This is a genomic window from Kribbella endophytica (assembly GCF_054781295.1).
Map to the genome: position 1 here is coordinate 333,547 of NZ_BAAGUR010000005.1, position 16,588 is coordinate 350,134.

16 protein-coding genes are annotated in these 16,588 nt (G+C 67.5%); 7 read left to right on the plus strand and 9 right to left on the minus strand.

Annotated features, from left to right (window positions below):
* Window positions 1–47 precede the first annotated feature (47 nt).
* Window positions 48–995 carry an FKBP-type peptidyl-prolyl cis-trans isomerase gene (locus ACYVIO_RS37555; RefSeq protein ID WP_460655756.1) on the minus strand — a complete coding sequence of 316 codons (948 nt, stop codon included), beginning with the start codon at window positions 993–995 and terminating at the stop codon, window positions 48–50.
* 308 nt (window positions 996–1,303) lie between these two features.
* Between ACYVIO_RS37555 and ACYVIO_RS37560 the strand changes: the two genes are divergently transcribed.
* From ACYVIO_RS37560 to ACYVIO_RS37585, 6 genes are all read left to right on the plus strand, one after another.
* On the plus strand, window positions 1,304–3,190 hold the full coding sequence (locus tag ACYVIO_RS37560; RefSeq protein WP_460655757.1) for an ABC transporter substrate-binding protein: 1,887 nt from the start codon (window positions 1,304–1,306) through the stop codon (window positions 3,188–3,190).
* A gap of 69 nt (window positions 3,191–3,259) precedes the next feature.
* Complete coding sequence (locus ACYVIO_RS37565) at window positions 3,260–4,327, plus strand: ABC transporter permease (protein WP_460655758.1); 1,068 nt, start codon at window positions 3,260–3,262, stop codon at window positions 4,325–4,327.
* Window positions 4,324–5,175, plus strand: a complete 852-nt coding sequence (locus tag ACYVIO_RS37570) for an ABC transporter permease (RefSeq protein ID WP_460655759.1) — start codon at window positions 4,324–4,326, stop codon at window positions 5,173–5,175. The genes ACYVIO_RS37565 and ACYVIO_RS37570 overlap by 4 nt, the downstream gene beginning before the upstream one ends.
* Window positions 5,176–5,180: 5 nt before the next feature.
* Window positions 5,181–6,194, plus strand: a complete 1,014-nt coding sequence (locus ACYVIO_RS37575) for an ABC transporter ATP-binding protein (protein ID WP_460655760.1) — start codon at window positions 5,181–5,183, stop codon at window positions 6,192–6,194.
* Window positions 6,191–7,219: an ABC transporter ATP-binding protein gene (locus ACYVIO_RS37580; RefSeq protein WP_460655761.1), complete on the plus strand. Its 1,029-nt coding sequence runs from the start codon at window positions 6,191–6,193 to the stop codon at window positions 7,217–7,219. The genes ACYVIO_RS37575 and ACYVIO_RS37580 overlap by 4 nt, the downstream gene beginning before the upstream one ends.
* Window positions 7,216–7,428: a hypothetical protein gene (locus tag ACYVIO_RS37585; RefSeq protein ID WP_460655762.1), complete on the plus strand. Its 213-nt coding sequence runs from the start codon at window positions 7,216–7,218 to the stop codon at window positions 7,426–7,428. The genes ACYVIO_RS37580 and ACYVIO_RS37585 overlap by 4 nt, the downstream gene beginning before the upstream one ends.
* A 31-nt stretch (window positions 7,429–7,459) precedes the next feature.
* On the opposite strand, the gene ACYVIO_RS37590 is transcribed toward ACYVIO_RS37585, so the two are convergent.
* Both ACYVIO_RS37590 and pafA read right to left on the minus strand, forming a co-directional pair.
* Window positions 7,460–7,843, minus strand: a complete 384-nt coding sequence (locus ACYVIO_RS37590; protein ID WP_460655763.1) for a VOC family protein — start codon at window positions 7,841–7,843, stop codon at window positions 7,460–7,462.
* Window positions 7,844–7,887: 44 nt separating this feature from the next.
* Window positions 7,888–9,249, minus strand: a complete 1,362-nt coding sequence (gene pafA / locus ACYVIO_RS37595) for a Pup--protein ligase (protein ID WP_344179240.1) — start codon at window positions 9,247–9,249, stop codon at window positions 7,888–7,890.
* A gap of 184 nt (window positions 9,250–9,433) precedes the next feature.
* Between pafA and ACYVIO_RS37600 the strand changes: the two genes are divergently transcribed.
* Complete coding sequence (locus tag ACYVIO_RS37600; RefSeq protein ID WP_460655764.1) at window positions 9,434–10,573, plus strand: alpha/beta hydrolase family protein; 1,140 nt, start codon at window positions 9,434–9,436, stop codon at window positions 10,571–10,573.
* On the opposite strand, the gene ACYVIO_RS37605 is transcribed toward ACYVIO_RS37600, so the two are convergent.
* The 6 genes from ACYVIO_RS37605 to ACYVIO_RS37630 all read right to left on the minus strand — a co-directional run bounded on the left by ACYVIO_RS37605 (window position 10,570) and on the right by ACYVIO_RS37630 (window position 16,586).
* Complete coding sequence (locus tag ACYVIO_RS37605; protein WP_460655837.1) at window positions 10,570–11,304, minus strand: pseudouridine synthase; 735 nt, start codon at window positions 11,302–11,304, stop codon at window positions 10,570–10,572. The genes ACYVIO_RS37600 and ACYVIO_RS37605 overlap by 4 nt on opposite strands.
* Entirely contained in the window at window positions 11,297–12,640 is a 1,344-nt protein-coding gene (gene scpB / locus ACYVIO_RS37610; RefSeq protein ID WP_460655765.1) for an SMC-Scp complex subunit ScpB, read from the minus strand. The genes ACYVIO_RS37605 and scpB overlap by 8 nt, the downstream gene beginning before the upstream one ends.
* Complete coding sequence (locus ACYVIO_RS37615; RefSeq protein ID WP_460655766.1) at window positions 12,637–13,626, minus strand: segregation and condensation protein A; 990 nt, start codon at window positions 13,624–13,626, stop codon at window positions 12,637–12,639. Before ACYVIO_RS37615 ends, scpB begins: the two co-directional genes overlap by 4 nt.
* Before the next feature lie 7 nt (window positions 13,627–13,633).
* Window positions 13,634–14,005 (minus strand): hypothetical protein, encoded by a 372-nt coding sequence (locus ACYVIO_RS37620; protein ID WP_460655767.1) that lies wholly within the window; start codon window positions 14,003–14,005, stop codon window positions 13,634–13,636.
* On the minus strand, window positions 14,002–14,877 hold the full coding sequence (locus ACYVIO_RS37625) for a ParA family protein (RefSeq protein ID WP_460655838.1): 876 nt from the start codon (window positions 14,875–14,877) through the stop codon (window positions 14,002–14,004). The genes ACYVIO_RS37620 and ACYVIO_RS37625 overlap by 4 nt, the downstream gene beginning before the upstream one ends.
* A 446-nt stretch (window positions 14,878–15,323) precedes the next feature.
* A complete protein-coding gene (locus ACYVIO_RS37630; protein ID WP_460655768.1) occupies window positions 15,324–16,586 on the minus strand; it encodes a low temperature requirement protein A in 1,263 nt (420 codons plus the stop codon).
* Between the last annotated feature and the right edge of the window lie 2 nt (window positions 16,587–16,588).

The window sequence follows — 16,588 nt, forward strand, 5'->3', positions numbered from 1 at the left end:
GGGCCGACCCCTCGAGAGGAGTCGGCCCTTCACGGCAGTCGACGTGCTTACTGCTGCTTGCCCGCCGGGAAGTTGTTCAGCAGGTCGATCACGGCGAAGGCGTTGACCGTCTTGCCCTTGTCGTCCTTCGACGGCGGGAGCTCGACGAGCACGCGGCTGCCGACCGGGATACCGGCCAGTCCGTCGAGCGCGCCGGCCTGACCTGTCGGGCCGGGGCCGACCTGCAGCTCGGCGGGAGCGCCGGCCTGGCCCTGCTGGCCGTCCCAGGTGCTCGCCTGCTTCTTACCGGCGTAGTCGAAGATCACGTACCGCGCGACGACGGTGCTGGCCTTGTCGACCGGCTTGCCCTTGCCCGTCGCGATGACGACCGGCTTGCCGGGCTTGGCCGGCGGCTTCGACCCGGCCGGGACGGTCACCTTCGGCTCGGCGTTCAGCTCACCGGTGACCTTGAACTTGGTGACCGGAGCCGCGACCGGCTCGGCGTCCAGCTTGGTGTCGTTGGCGGCCACGGCGACCAGGTCGACGACGAAGATCAGCGTGTCGTCGCCCTTGATGCCGGCCTGCTCGTTGCCCTGCTCCTTGTAGCCCTTGTCGGCCGGGATCGACATCATCACGCGGCTGCCGAGCTTCTTGCCGACCAGTCCCTCGTCCCAGCCGGCGATGACGCCGCCGACGCCGATCGGGAACGACGACGGCGCGCCGCGGTCGTAGGAGTTGTCGAAGACCTTGCCGTCACGCCAGATCTGGCCGAGGTAGTTCGCGGTGAGCAGTTCACCCTTCTTGACCTCAGCGCCGTCGCCCTCCTTGAGGACCTCGGTGACGAGGGTCTTGTCCGGCTCACCGTCGCGGTGGGTGATGGTCGGCTTCTTGCCGAACTCCGACTCGACCTTGACTCCGGCGGCGCCGAAATCCTTGCTCCCGCCGGACTCCGAGCCGCAGGCGGCCAGGGACGACCCCAGCGCGATCACCGCGACGACACTCAGCAGCTTGCGCACGAACAAAGCACCTCAAAATCTCCCGGCGCGGACCCCGCGCCTGCTGGACGGCCATGAACGCGCCCACACTAGCGGGCACGACCAAGCCACGGATCAGCCACCTGCGTCACTCTTCGGTCACGTCACGCAACGTCGACAGGTACGGTCCGGCCACCGGCACCAGCGTCACGATCAGCGATCGGGCATGTCCGCTTCGCGAACAAATGTGGCCGTTTTGTGAACAACTTACTTTCCCCATCCTCTTTACTAACTCTCTCGGCCTAGACAAGATCGGGATCCGACGCCCGCCCCGGTCGAGAGGATCAACGATGATGTTGCCGCGAGTACTCTGTCGCGCCCGAAAGCGCCTGCTGGCCCTGCTCTCGGCCTGCCTGGTGGTCACGTTGGTGGCGGCCTGCACCGCCGGTACGGCGGGCGGGGGAAGCGCCGGCGGGAACTCCGGCGGCGACTCCGGCGGCACCGCGGCCGGCGACTCCAGCAAGTTCCTCACGTTCTTCCCGTGCTGCAGCTGGGGCACGACGTGGTCCTACAACCCGTACAACGTGAACCAGCTCGGCATCCAGAACGACTTCATCTCGATGCGGCTGGCGCTCGTGAAATCTCCGAGCCTGACCGAGTTCATCCCGCAGCTGGCCGACAAGTGGGCGGTCGAGAACGGCAAGCTCAACGTTCACCTGCGCGACGACGCGAAGTGGCAGGACGGCACCGCGGTGACGAGCAAGGATCTGCACGACACCGCCATCCTGAACGGGCTCCGCGGCGACGGCTTCTGGAACGACATCACCGACGTGGCCGTGGTCGACGAGAAGACGGTCGCCTTCACTCTCAAGAAGGGGCAGCCGGAGTCACTGGCGAAACTGGACATCCTGAACTCGATCCGCCCGTTCCCGTCCAGCGTGTACGGCAAGCTCGTCACCGACCAGCTGAAGCAGGACGTGATCAAGTACTTCCGCACGCTGCAGCAGAGTCCGGAGCAGGCCACGAAGCTGGCCGAGTCCAAGCGGATGGGTGACGCGTTCAAGGACCTGGCCGCGATGAAGGTCGACAAGTTGATCGGCAACGGGCCGTTCCAGCTGGAGAACATCACCACCAAGGAAGCCAAGCTGGTCAAGTGGAACGACTTCTGGGACGCGGACAAGATCAAGTTCGCCGGCATCCGGTACCTGAACGGATCCACGCAGACCGTCTACCCGCAGCTGTTCAGCGGCAACGTGCACCTGTCCAACGTGTACATGCCGCCGCCGATCCTCAACCGCTGGAAGACGACGCCGGAGTCCAACACGGCGCTCCCGCTCGGGTTCGGGTTCACCATCGCCTTCAACAGCAACCAGAAGCCACTCGACTCCAAAGCGGTCCGCCAGGCACTCGCGTACGTGATTCCGCGCCAGCAGATCAGCGAGGCGGCCTACGGCACCGACGACGCGGCCGGTGGAACCTGGAAGGAGGTCAACACCGGCATCTCACCGACGCTCGAGGAGATCTACCTCAAGCCGGAGCAGATCGCGAAGCTGAACAAGTACCCGGTCGACCTGGCCAAGGCGACCGGACTGCTGCAGGGCGAGGGCTTCACCAAGAAGGGCGATCAGTGGATCAAGCCGGACGGCAAACCGTTCACGCTCACGTTCACCGCCAACGCCGAGACCACCGACATCGTCACGTCGTTCAACTCCGCGGCCAAGGCGCTGACCGCGTTCGGGATCAAGTCCGAGGTGAACGCGACCTCAGGGGCACAGCAGGACGCCGATCAGCACAACGGTGACTTCCAGGCGGGCATGGCGTTCGTCGGCGGCAACAACCCGCTCGGGATGTACAACTTCCTGCTCGGCCCGGGATACAACTTCACGCGCCAGGGCAACTACGCCGGAAAGCGTGGGATCGGTTTCGGCCCGAAGAAGAACGTTCCCGGTCTCGGTGACATCGACGTGGCCAGCACCATCGACCAGCAGGTCCGCACCGTCGAACCGGGCGACGAGATGAACAAGCAGGTGTGGAACTGGGCGCAACTGGTCAACGACGAGGTGCCCTACATCTGGTACGCGACCAAGGTCTACCAGTTCCCGTTCTCCACCAAGGAGTTCACGAACTGGCCGCCCCTGGGCGAGAACAAGACCAGTGAACTCTGGGACATCATCAGCGCGGACATGAACGGCGGCCTCTCGCTGGCGATGCAGCAGGGCTACATCACTCCCAAGTAGGACCTGCACTGCCCGGTCGGCACCTTCCCACGGTGCCGACCGGTACCGCCCCGACCCCGGAAGGCGCTGATGGTTTCCTACATCCTGAAACGACTGGCGATGTCGTTGCTGATCATCTACATCGTCATCTCCCTGTCGTTCTTCATGATCCGGCTGATGCCCGGCAACCCGATGGCGGCGCTGGAGTCCCAGTTGCGGATGCAGGGCGGCCTGAGTGAGGTCGAGATCCAGCAACGGATCAACGCCGTCTACAGCGTGACGCCGGACGCTCCGGTCTGGGAGCAGTACCTCCGGTACGTGTGGGGCGCGGTCCGCGGCGACCTCGGCCGCCCGATCACCAACCCGGGCACGACCGTGGTAGCGGTGATCGCCGAGGCGTTGCCCTGGACGATCATGGTGGTGGCCGTGTCGCTGATCATCAGCTTCGTCATCGGGATCGCGGTCGGGGCGATGATGGCCGCCTTCCAGAGCAGCCGGTTCTCCCAGTCGTTGACCTTCGTCGTCTCTTTTCTGAGCGCGATTCCGAGCTACCTGGTGGCGATCGCGCTGCTCTACGTCCTCACCAGCGTCTACCAGGTGTTCCCGTCCGGTGGCGCCTACGGGATCGACGTCACGCCAGGGTTCAACGGCCCGTACATGCTCAGCGTGCTCTACCACGCCATCCTGCCGATCGCCGCGTCGGTGATCACGTCGTTCGGTGGCTGGGCCCTCGGCATGAAGGGCAGCGCGGTCTCGGTGCTCGGCGCCGAGTACGTTCGGGCGGCCGAGTCCCGCGGACTGAGCGATCGGCGGATCACCCAGTCCTACGTCGGGCGCAACTCGATGCTGCCGATGGTCACGCAGCTGGCCCTGTCCGTGGGCTTCATGTTCGGCGGCTCGGTGTTCATCGAGACCTACTTCCAGTACCCGGGGATCGGGTTCTACATGATCCAGTCGGTCGGTCAGCGCGACTACTCGTTGATGATGGGCTGCTTCGTGCTGATCACCGTGTCGGTGATCATCACCAATCTCCTGGTCGACCTGCTCTACCCGTTGGTCGACCCGCGGATCGCCAATCCGGCCGCCCGCGCCCGCGCCGCCGACCAGCCCGCCGACCCCGATCAGGAAGTGCTGCCGGCAGGAGGTTCGATGGCATGAGATTCCTCAGCGACCTGTGGCGGATCCTGCGCCACGACAAGGGGGCCCTGATCGGCGGAGCGATCGTGCTGATCTACTGCCTGGCAGCGGTCTTCGGCCCGGTCTTCGTCGAGGTGGGCAACGAGCAGGACGCGAGCCAGGCGTACCTGGCTCCGTCCCTGCAGCACCCGCTCGGCACTGACGCCCTCGGCCAGGGCGTCCTGTCCCAGATCATCGTGGGCACCCGGCCGATCATGATCGTCGGCGTGCTGTCCGCGGTGATCACGGTCTTCGTCGGCGTGGCGATCGGCCTGCTGACGGGGTACGTCGGTGGAGTGGCCGACACGGTCATCATGCGGATCACCGACATCTTCCTCACCATCCCCGGCCTGCCGCTGATCATCGTCCTCGCCAGCGTGATCAGCACCACCAACCCGGTCGTGCTGGCCCTCATCCTGTCGATCACCGCCTGGGCGGGGCTGGCCCGGGCGATCCGGTCCCAAGCCATGAGTCTGCGGAGCAGGGAGTTCGTCGAAGCCGCCAAACTCCAGGGCGTCTCGCTCGGCAACATGGTCGGACGGCAACTGCTTCCGAACGTCGGGCCGTACGTGGCGATCCACTTCCTGCTGGCCATCACCGGGGCCATCTACGCGTCCGTGGGCCTGTTCCTGCTCGGCATCGCTCCGATCAGCGGCAACAACTGGGGCATCATGATCAATCTGGCGATGGCCCAAGGAGCGTTGTACACCACCGACAGCGCGTTCTACCTGTTCTCCCCGATGGCCGCGATCGTCATCCTGCAGGTCGCGTTCGTGTTCTTCTCCCGCGCGCTCGACAGCGTGTTCAACCCGAGGCTGCGTGTCCAGTGAACAGCGTGAGCACAGACGACCAGACCCTGCTGGAGATCGACGACCTGACGGTCGCCTTCGGCGACGGCGCCGGCTCGGTGCGCGCCGTCGAGAACGTCACCCTCTCGGTCGCGGCCGGCGAGGTCTACGCCTTGGTCGGCGAGTCGGGCTGTGGCAAGTCCACCCTGGCGTACTCGATGTTGCAGATCGTGCCGCAACCGGGCCGGGTCGTCGGTGGCGACATCAGGTTCCGGGGACGTGGCATGGTCACGATGTCGAAGCGCGAGCTCAACGCACTGCGCGGGGCCGAACTGGCGATGGTCTTCCAGGGCGCGATGAACGCGTTCAACCCGGTCGTGACCATCGGCGCTCAGGTGAACCACATCCTGCAGGCGCATCCCGAGGTGTTCCCGGATCTCAAGGCGGGCCGACGGCACTTCGAGCACCTTCTCGAGCTCGTCCAGCTCCCACCGCAGCGGATCTGGAAGGCGTTCGAGAGCCAGCTGTCCGGCGGGATGAAGCAGCGGGTGGCGATTGCCGTCGCCTTGTTGCTGAAGCCGTCCGTCGTGATCCTGGACGAGCCGACCACGGCGCTGGACGTGCTCAACCAGCGGCTGGTGATCGACATCCTCAAGGATCTTCACCGCGACCTCGGGGTGACGATCGTCTTCGTCACGCACGACCTTGCGGTCGTCGCCGAGGTGGCCACCCGAGTCGCGGTGATGTACGCCGGGCGTCTGGTCGAGACCGGGACGGTCGAGGAGATCTTCAAGGCCGAACGCCGGCATCCGTACGTCGAGGCGCTGATCAACGCGATTCCGAGCGTGCTGGACGCCGGCCTCACGGTCCGGCCGATCGGCGGCGCGGTGCCGAACCTCGCCGACCTGCCGGCCGGCTGCCGGTTCGCTCCGAGGTGCCGCTTGGCGGAGGACCTCTGCCGGCACACCGAACCCCCACTGCTCGGCGACGGTCATGGCCACCTCGTGGCCTGCCACGTCGTGAATCGCGACGTCGTACCGATGGAGGTGTCGAAGGCATGAGCCTGCTCGACGTGCGGAACGTGACGCACACCTACGACACGGGCACCGGCCGGCCGGTCCTGCACAATGTCGATCTGTCCACCAAGGAAGGCGAGATCGTGGCCTTGGTGGGCGAGTCCGGCTGTGGCAAGACCACGTTGGGCCGGCTGATCGCCGGACTGCACGAACCCAGCAGCGGCAGCATCTCCTTCGAGGGCAGCGAGATCGCAAGCCTGCGGGGCAAACGGCGCAAGGACTGGCGGCGTCGCGTGCAGATGGTGCATCAGGATCCGTACGGTTCGCTGAATCCGGGACTGACGATCGGCAGCACGCTGGCGCCGGGCATCCTGCGGCACAAGCTGGCGAACCGGCGGACCGTCCAGGCGGAGATGATCGAGCTCTTGCGGCAGGTCGGGCTGGACGCCACGCCGGAGTTCCTGCAGCGTTACCCCCACCAGTTGTCCGGTGGCCAGCGGCAGCGGGTGTCGATCGCCCGGGCCATCAGTCTGCAGCCGAAGCTGATCGTCGCCGACGAGGTGACCAGCATGCTGGACGTGTCGATGCGCGTCGCGATCCTCGACCTGCTGCTCTCGTTCCAGCGCGACCGTGGCATCGGATTCGTGTTCATCAGCCACGACTTCGGGGTGGTCCGGTACTTCGCGCAGGGCGGGCGCATCGCGGTGATGTTCTACGGCCACATCGTCGAAGAAGGCCCGGTCGAGGAACTGATCAAGACGCCCAGCCACCCGTACACGCACATGCTGCTCCAGGCGATCCCCGTACCGGACCCGGTGCTGGTGCGCAAGCGAGACGCGGAGGGCGGCGGCTCCGAGCGTCTGACCGGCGAGCCCGCGACGAAGGGATGCGTCTTCTCCAACCGCTGTCCGCTGGTCCAGGACGTCTGCCGCAAGGAGGCTCCGCCGCTCGTCGACCTCGGCTCGGGACACCGGACCGCCTGCTTCTTCTCCGACGAGATCCCACCGCTGAAGCACCTCGCTGCCGACGAGGCGAGCGCTCGACCGACGCGATCGCAGGTTCCGTCATGACGAGGATGGCGGCCAGGGTGCTGCTGCGGATCGGCATCGGTCTGCTGATCATGTCGCTGCTGATCAGGCCGGCGATCAAGACCCCGCACGGGATGATGGGTGACAATTTCGCGATCATCGCGTGCCTGGCCCTGATCGCCACCGCCGCGCTCGGAATGAAGTTCGCGCCCGATGAACCGTCCGGCGGGAAGCGCCGCGGCGACGAGTGACGCTCCGTCCGCGCGGACGGAGCGAGCAGCGTCAAGATCCCGACGGCGCCCGGCTCAGGTCGACGACGCAGAACACGTTCCCGTCCGGATCCGCCAGTACGACGAAGTCCGGGTCCGGCGGGTAACTGTCCCACTCCACCCGCTGCGCGCCCAGCCCGACCAGCCGCTCGACCTCGGTCTCCTGCTCGGCGGTCGAGTCCACCAGTACGTCGAGGTGGATGCGCGGGTGCTTCTCGGCCGGCGAATCGCTCCGCATCAGCCCGAGCACGCGCTCGCCGTCGGTACGCCGTACCAGCGTCCGCCAGGTGTCGCGCGCCCACTCGGGGCTCTCCACGAGATCCAGCGCGGCAGTCCAAAAGGTCGAGGCCACCACGACATCGGCAACCCCGACCACCGGATATCCAAGTCTGATCACGCGACAAACCGTAGCCCGGTACGCGGTCGTACCGGGCCCGATTTCTACATGCTGGCGATGAGCTTCTCGACCCGCTCGTCGTGCGACTTGAACGGGTCCTTGCACAGCACCGTGCGCTGCGCCTGGTCGTTGAGCTTCAGGTGCACCCAGTCGACGGTGAAGTCGCGGCGACGCTCCTGCGCGCGCTTGATGAACTCGCCGCGCAGCCGCGCGCGGGTCGTCTGCGGCGGCACCGACTTGGCCTCGAAGACCCGCAGGTCGTCGACGACGCGGGTGACGGCGCCCTTGCGCTCGAGCAGGTAGTACAGCCCGCGCGGGCGGTGGATGTCGTGGTAGGCCAGGTCGAGCTGGGCGACCCGCGGGCTGGCCAGGCCGAGGTTGTTCTGCGCGCGGTAGCGCTCGATCAGGCGGTACTTGATCACCCAGTCGATCTCGCGCTCGATACCGGACAGGTCGCCGGACTCGATCGCCTTGAGGCAGCGCTCCCACAGGTTCAGCGCCCGCTCGACAGCCGGCGTACCGAGCTCTCGACGGTCGACGAAGTCGCGTGCCTTCGACAGGTACTCCCCCTGGATGTCCAGGGCGCTGGCCTCGCGGCCGTTGGCCAGCCGGACCTCGCGGCGGCCGGTCATGTCGTGGCTGATCTCGCGGATCGCGCGGATCGGGTTGTCCAGCGTCAGGTCGCGCATCACGATGCCGGCCTCGATCATCCTCAGCACCAGGTCCGTGCTGGCGACCTTCAGCAGCATGGTGGTCTCGGACATGTTCGAGTCGCCGACGATCACGTGCAGCCGGCGGAACCGCTCGGCGTCCGCGTGCGGCTCGTCGCGGGTGTTGATGATCGGGCGGGACCGCGTCGTCGCGCTGGAGACGCCTTCCCAGATGTGCTCGGCGCGCTGGGACACGGAGTACACCGCGCCACGAGGCGTCTGCAGCACCTTGCCCGCGCCGCAGATCAGCTGCCGGGTCACGAGGAACGGGATCAGCACGTCGGCGAGCTTCGCGAAGTCGCCGTGCCGGCTGACCAGGTAGTTCTCGTGGCAGCCGTAGCTGTTGCCGGCCGAGTCGGTGTTGTTCTTGAACAGGTAGACGTCACCGAAGATGCCCTCGTCGTGCAGCCTCTTCTGGGCGTCGACCAGCAGGCCCTCGAGAATCCGCTCACCGGCCTTGTCGTGCGCGATCAGGTCGGTGACCGAGTCGCACTCGCCGGTGGCGTACTCCGGGTGGGAGCCCACATCGAGGTAGAGCCGGGCCCCGTTGCGGAGGAAGACGTTGCTGCTCCGCCCCCAGGACACGACTCGCCGAAACAAGTACCGCGCCACCTCATCGGGGGTCAGTCGGCGCTGACCGCGAAAAGTGCAGGTGACTCCGTACTCGTTCTCCAAGCCGAAGATTCGCCGGTTCACATCACCCACACTACGGCGCCCCTCCGACATCCGTGCCCTGTCTCAGGCGCGGCGTTTCGCCGCGTTATCCCTTTGATGTCAACCGCCCCTGGTTCGAGAGCGCTTTCCGGCGGCCGGTGGATCTTCGGTGGAGGTCTGCCCGACAGCAGTGACCACGATGGTTGCGGCTGCCAACGTCGTACTCATGAGGAGACGAACCTTCATCGCCGCGACCGCGTCCGCACCCCTCGCCGGAGCCTTGCCCGCTTCGGCCCTGAGCACCTTCACCCTCCGCCTCCCGAAGCCAACCGGACCACACCACATCGGTACGACGACACTGCACCTGATCGACACGAGCCGCGGCGATCCGTGGAACGCGGCAACAACCCGTGAGCTGATGACCACGCTCTACTATCCGGCCGCGACCACCCGCGGCTACCCGCTCGCCCCTCACCTGACTCCTGTGGCGGCCGCGATCTTCGCTGGCCTCGATGCCGGCGTCCTCCACCCCGAGCTCCCGTCGACAGGCGTCGACTGGGCAAGGACCCGCACCCACTCGTACGCCGAAGCTCCTGCTCTGCCCGTACGACGACCCGTCCTCCTCTACAGCCCCGGCGGCGCCGACCCACGCACCATCGGCACGTCCCTCGCCGAGGACCTGGCCAGCCACGGCTACGTCGTCGTCACCATCGACCACCCCGGTGAAACCAGCGAGGTCGACTTCCCCGGCCGCCCACCGCGCGTCATCGAGATCACCCCCGACGTCCAGACCGACCCGGTCCTCAACCGCACGATGATGACCACCCGCTTCGCCGACACCCACTTCGTCCTCGACGAACTCCACCGCCTCGCGGCCGGCCACAACCCGGACGCCTCAGGCCGCCCGCTCCCCCGCAACCTCCACCGCACCCTCGACCTCCGCCGAGTAGGCACCTACGGCCACTCCGCCGGTGGCGCCACCGCGGCCCAGTCCATGCACGAGGACCCTCGCATCCGCTGCGCCGCCAACCTCGAGGGCTACCTGGACCTCGCCGACGGCTCGCTCTACCCCATCGCCCAGCAAGGCACCCGCAAGCCGCTCCTCCTGGCCGGCACCGACGGCTACACCAACCCCCGCTTCGACCACACCTGGTCGGCACTCCAGTCCCACGGAGGCCCAGTACGCCGTACGCAACTCCACCAGGCCAACCACTGGGCCTTCACCGACTACGCACCCATCGCCCCACAGCTGGTCGCTGCAGGCCTGATGACCCCCGCCAACCGCACCAAACTCGTCGGCGACAAGCCGAACGCCGTCAGCGCCGTACGGGAACTGGTCCGCGAGTTCTTCGACCGGGCTCTTTAGAGGTCGACGAGGTCGAGGAGCTGGCCGAGTTCCTTGGGGTCGAGCTCGCGGAGCTCGCCGGTGTGGAGGTTGCCTCGGCGGACCGGGCCGATGGCGGTGCGGGTGAGGCGCTTGACCGGGTGGCCGACCGCGTCGAACATGCGGCGGACGATGCGGTTGCGGCCTTCGTGCAGGGTGATCTGGATCAGGGTGCGGCCCTTGATCTCGGCGGTCACCTTGACGGTGTCGGCCTGGGCCTCGCCGTCCTCGAGGTGGACGCCGTCGAGCAGCCGGCGCAGCACGACGGGCTTGACGTTGCCGTCGACCTCGGCGACGTACGTCTTGCTCACCTCGTACGACGGGTGCGCGAGCCGGTGCGCGAACTCACCGTGGTTGGTGAGCAGCAGCAGGCCCTCGGTGTCGGTGTCGAGCCGGCCGATGTGGAACAGCCGCTCCTCGCGGTCCTGCACGTAGTCGGCGATGCACGGCCGGCCCTGCGGGTCGGCCATCGTGGTGACGACGCCGCGGGGCTTGTTCAGCACCAGGTACGCGTGCGCGCTGGTCGGCGGGATCCGCTCACCATCGACCCGGATCACCGACACCGCGGGGTCGACCCGCGTGCCGAACTCGGTGACGACCGAGCCGTCCACCTCGACCCGGCCCTGCTCGATCAGCAGCTCCGCACTCCGCCGGCTCGCGACGCCCGCCTGCGCGAGTGCCTTCTGCAGCCGGATCCCGTTGTCTTCAGTCATCACTACGGACACGGTACTGCGCTTGCTCGGCGTCGCTGACGTCGCCTGCCGTTCGCTCGCCGGTCAGCTCCTCGGCCGACTCCAGCAGATCGTCGTCCTCGTCGTCGTCGCTGTCGTCGTCGACCAGGTCGTCCTCGTCCTCGTCCTCGTCCTCCGGTACGACGATCTCGCCGTCGTCATCGTCGGAGTCGTCGTCGGAGTCGTCGGTGTCGTCCTCGGCGTCACCGCCGGTCTCAGGAATCTCGGCCGGGTCGGCCTCCTCCTGGTCCAGCTCGGTGTCCCCACCGGCCTCCAGCTCCTCGGCCGGCTCCAGGTCGGGCTCTTCGTGCTCGAGATCGAGCTGGGGGTTCTCTGTGCTGCTCAAGTCTCCGTCGATCCCCGCGGCACCGACGTCAGAGGTCACCGCCTCGTCGGACTCCGGCGTACCGACAGCTTCCGCGGTCGGGGCGTTCTGGGCGGCGAGCTCTTCTTCCATGTCGTCCATCTCCGGCAGGTAAGGGGCGAGTTCCGGCAGGTCGTCCAGAGTCTGCATACCCATCCGCTCCAGAAAGTAAGAGCTGGTCCGGTACAGCGTCGCCTGGGACTCGGTGTCCGCGCCGGCGTCCTCGACCAGGCCGCGGCTGATCAGCGTGCGCATCACGCCGTCGACGTTGACGCCGCGGATCGCCGAGACGCGCGCCCGGCTGACCGGCTGCTTGTACGCGACCACCGCGAGCGTCTCCAGCGCCGCCTGCGTCAACCGCGCCTGCTGCCCGTCGAGCACGAACTTCTCCACGTACTGCGCTTCCGCGGGCCGCGTGTAGTACCGCCAGCCACCGCCGACCTCGCGCAGGTCGAACCCACGACCCTGCTCGGTGTACTCGCCCGCCAGCGCCTTCAGCGCCTCGGTCACGTCGCCCACCGGACGCCCCACGGCCCGAGCCAGAACCAAAGCAGGCAAGGGCTCGTCGGTCACCATCAGAATCGCTTCCAACGCCCGCCGCATGGTGACGTCGTCAATGACGACCTCCCCCGCGGCCGGCTCTTCCTCCAGTTGCAGCAGCAACTCCTCAGCAGCATCCGAGCCGGAGTCGGGCGCCGGTACTTGAGCCGACTCGCTCGAATCCAAGTCCGCGCCCTCGACAGCATCAACTGCTCCCGTTGGCCCGCTTGAATCCAAGTCCTCGCCCTCGACAGCGTCGACTGCTCCCGTTGGCTCGCTTGCTTCCAAGTCTTCGCCCTCGACAGCGGCGGGCTCGGTCGACTCGGTGTCCACCTCGTCGTGCTGGTCGACCGGGGTCTCCGTGCTGGTGACCGAGTCCAGAGCATCGGTGGTGGGGTTGTGGGAATCGCTCACTGGTCCGCCGTCTCGGTCGGGGCTTGTTCGGTGGGCTCAGGCAAAGACTCAGGCTCGTCCTCGGTGAGCGACTCACCCTCGGCGATGAACGCGGTGATGTGGTCGTCGGTCACCTCAGGCGCCTCGCCCTCACCGTCTTCCGGCGGCGTCACCTCGTCGAACTCGTCGCCGACGGCGATCTCGCCCTCGTCGGTTCCGGTCCAGCGGATCGTCAGCTCACCCAACGGCGTCACCTGCTCGAACGTCACCGCCGCCTCGCGGAACAGCTCCAGCAACGCCAGAAAGCGGCAAACCGTAGTCACCGTGTCCGGCGAGTCAGAGACCAACGTCCGGAACGTAGTCGTCCGCTGCAGCCGCAACCGCTCGATGATGATCGCCGCCTGCTCGCGCACCGTCACCGCCGGCGAGTGCAGGTGCGCCAGCGAAACACCCTCGGGAATGATCGTCCGAGGCGCCATCGCCGCCGCCGCCAACGCCGCGAACTGCTCAGGAGTGACCCCGAGCAGCACCTCCGGCAGCAGTTCGGCGTACCGAGGTTCCATCCCGACAGCCCGCGGGAACCGCAGCCCCTCCTCCGCCACCCGCTGCTGGATCAACGCGGCGATCTGCTTGAACGCCCGGTACTGCAGCAGCCGCGCGAACAGCAGATCGCGCGCCTCCAGCAGCGCCAGATCCTCGGCGTCCTCGACGTCACCCTGCGGCAGCAACCGCGCCGCCTTGAGATCGAGCAGCGTCGACGCGATCAGCAGGAACTCCGAGGTCTGGTCGAGGTCCCACTCCGAGCCCAGCGCCTTGATGTAGGCGATGAACTCGTCGGTGACCTTCGACAGCGAGATCTCGGTGATGTCGAGCTTGTGCTTGCTGATCAGCTGCAGCAGCAGGTCGAACGGCCCCTCGAAGTTGACCAGGTGGACGCTGAACCCCTTGCCGGAGGACGACTCCCCCTCCGGCAGGTCGATCGGCACGTCCGTCGAGGTGTCGGCCATGACGGACCTACTCCGCGGCAGCCCGGAGCCGCTGCACCAGCACCGAGTCGGGACCGTGGTCGACGAAGTCGGCCAGCAGCACGTCGATCGCCTCGCGGACGATCCGGCCGCGGTCGGCCGTCAGGCCGTGCTCGGCGCGGAGCGCGAGTCTGGTCTGTTCGAGTCCGAGCAGCTCTTCCTCCGTCACGTACACGGTGATCTTCGTGTCGTGCCGGATCCGGCCACTGGACTTGCGGTCCTCGACGACGGCGGTCCGGGCGCGGCCGGTGGAGGCCGGTCGGTCGGACAGTGCCGGTCCGTCGGTGGCGGTGCGCTTCTCGGGTCGGGTCTGTTTCGGTGCCGCACCCCCGAACAGCTCGCTGGCACCTGGCAGGCTCACCCGGCGGGACAACGCGCCAGCACCTCCTTGGCAAGGTCGCGGTACTGGGTAGCCGCTTGGGACGAGGGAGCGTACGTGGTGATCGGTTCGCCGACGACCGTGGTCTCGGGGAACTTCACCGTACGCCGGATGACGGTGTGGAAGACGCGCTCGTCGAAGGCCTGGACGACCCGGTCGAGCACTTCCCGGGCGTGCGTGGTGCGCCCGTCGAACATGGTGCCGAGAATGCCGACGATCTCCAGCTTCGGGTTGAGCCGGTCCTGCACCTTGGCGATCGTGTCGGTCAGCATCGCCAGGCCGCGCAGCGCGAAGAACTCGCACTCCAGCGGTACGACGATGCCGTGCGACGCGGTCAGCGCGTTCACGGTGAGCAGGCCGAGCGAGGGGGCGCAGTCGATCAGGATCACGTCGTAGTGCGGGATGAGCGGCTCGAGCACGCGCTGCAGCGTGTACTCCCGGGCGACCTCCTGGACCAGCTGCACCTCGGCCGCGGACAGGTCGATGTTGGCGGGCAGCAGGTCGAGGTTCTCGACCTTGGTCGCCCGGATCACCTCGTCGGGCCGGATGTCGCGCTGCATCAGCAGGTTGTAGACCGACAGCTCCAGGTCGTGCGGCTGCACGCCGAGCCCGATCGAGGCCGAGCCCTGCGGGTCGAAGTCGATCAGCAGCACCTTGCGCCCGGTCTCGGCGATCGCGGCCCCGAGGTTGATGGTCGTCGTGGTCTTGCCGACGCCACCCTTCTGGTTGCACATCGCGATCACCTGCGCCGGCCCGCGACGGGTCGGCGGCAGCACCTCCGGCAGATCCGGAAGCGGCCGTCCGGTCGGCCCGATCTTGTGCCTCGGGCCGTGCGGGTCATTCACAGGTGCCATGTCCTCCGCGGTGAGCTTGGCCGTCGGCCGGGGCATCTCCGCATAGTTGTTCGGGATGATCGGACGCTGCTGGCTCGGGTCGGCGGTGGCCGGCGGCTCCTGCGGCGTCGTGCTCGGTTCCGGGTCGCGGTGTTCGGTGCTGCCCGGTTCCGTGCTCGGTGCGTGGCTCGGTGCTGGCGCCGGCGACATCGGTTCCGTCGACGGCGTCACGTACTGGTGCTGGTCGTGGTGCTGGGTGCCCGGGAATGTCGACTCGTTCATGACTCGTCAAACCTTTCAACCGATACGGGCGATCCCAGCGACTGTAAGCGTGCATTCAAGCACTCTCAAGCGGCCACTCCGCAGCCGGGTCGGGCTGTTTCCGGTCGGCATTCCACAGCAGGCCGATCACCGGAGAAAGGTGACCGACCGTGCATGGATGATTGCACACCGTCGATCGCGGCCGATCAACGACCCTCGGTGCGCGTGTCGACGAGTTTGTTGTACGCCGAGAACCACACCAGTACGCCGTACGCGATCAGCGCGAGCGACCACGCGGGCAGCGGGTGCCCGAAGACCGCGGCCACCGCGAGGACCAGCAGACTCGGCACCGCCCAGCCGAGGTACCACCTGAGCGGCGCCCGCCCGAACAGCGCGGCGACGACGCTCGTGACGACGTACAGCGCGAGTCCGCCGAAGACGAACCAGCGGTCCTTGGTGTGCAGATGCTCGGCGGCGGCCGGGATCAGTCCGCCGAAGCCGGCCGCGATCGCGACGATCGACGCGGTGACGCCGAGGTGCGCGGGCAGCGCCTGCCACGGTTCGAGCGACGCCGTACGCCGAGGAGCGGGCGTGAACCCGTACAGGCTGGTCAGCTGCCACAGCTGCACCAGGATCAGGAAGCCGGCCAGTGACGACGCGATCACCGCCGGAGTCCAGTCGAGCTCGGTGTTCGCGGCAACGACCTGGGCCAGCGCCTCGCCGAGCACGATGATGACGAACAGGCCGAGCCGTTCGTCGAGGTGACCGCGTTCGACCTGGGCGACCGAGAGCAGGTTGGCCTGCGGCGACGGCAGCCGGTCCGGCGAGACGCCGCGCCGGATCAGCTGGGCAAGCCGGCGCTGTTCGCGCTGCTGGTTCTGCTCCTGGCGCTGCCGGGCCCGTTTGGTGATCTCCTCGACCGAGCGCGGGTTGCTGGCGCCGAGCATCGAGAACGCGATGTCGACGACGATCGAGACGCCCCACAGCCAGTACGCGATCGTCTCCGGCACGAACAGCGACACCACCCACGGCGTCGCCATGATCGACTGCGTGGCCGGCCAGAACGCGACCACCTGCCCGTCCCGCGCGGCCGAGCGGGCCGCGATCGTCCGGCAGATCAGGAACGCGACCACGAACACCGTCGTACGACCCTCGGGTGCGTCGTGATGCTCACCGGGCAGGAGCTCCGGAAACACCCCGGGCACGGCCGCGGCCATCACGGCGATCCCGAGCATCGTTCGCAGTACGGCGCGCTGCCGCGTCCGCTCGCCGGCGACGTTCGCGTACACGCTGGTCGTCGTCCAGACGCTCCAGATCGCGTAGAACATCGCGGCGCAGGCGGCGACCTGTCCGATGCTCTCGGCGCCGTGCAGCCGGTGCGCGATCTGCGCCGCGGCCGCGACCACGGTCAGGTCGAAGAACAGCTCCAGCCAGCTCGCGTGCCGGTCCTCAGGGCTCTTGTCGGTCACCC

Bases quoted from the DNA above. Each gene is read 5' to 3' on its own strand.
- ACYVIO_RS37560 (WP_460655757.1), top strand. From the start codon at position 1,304: ATGATGTTGCCGCGAGTACTCTGTCGCGCCCGAAAGCGCCTGCTGGCC.
- ACYVIO_RS37565 (WP_460655758.1), top strand. From the start codon at position 3,260: ATGGTTTCCTACATCCTGAAACGACTGGCGATGTCGTTGCTGATCATC.
- ACYVIO_RS37570 (WP_460655759.1), top strand. From the start codon at position 4,324: ATGAGATTCCTCAGCGACCTGTGGCGGATCCTGCGCCACGACAAGGGG.
- ACYVIO_RS37580 (WP_460655761.1), top strand. From the start codon at position 6,191: ATGAGCCTGCTCGACGTGCGGAACGTGACGCACACCTACGACACGGGC.
- ACYVIO_RS37585 (WP_460655762.1), top strand. From the start codon at position 7,216: ATGACGAGGATGGCGGCCAGGGTGCTGCTGCGGATCGGCATCGGTCTG.
- ACYVIO_RS37600 (WP_460655764.1), top strand. From the start codon at position 9,434: ATGAGGAGACGAACCTTCATCGCCGCGACCGCGTCCGCACCCCTCGCC.
- ACYVIO_RS37605 (WP_460655837.1), bottom strand. From the start codon at position 11,304: ATGACTGAAGACAACGGGATCCGGCTGCAGAAGGCACTCGCGCAGGCG.
- ACYVIO_RS37615 (WP_460655766.1), bottom strand. From the start codon at position 13,626: ATGGCCGACACCTCGACGGACGTGCCGATCGACCTGCCGGAGGGGGAG.
- ACYVIO_RS37625 (WP_460655838.1), bottom strand. From the start codon at position 14,877: ATGGCACCTGTGAATGACCCGCACGGCCCGAGGCACAAGATCGGGCCG.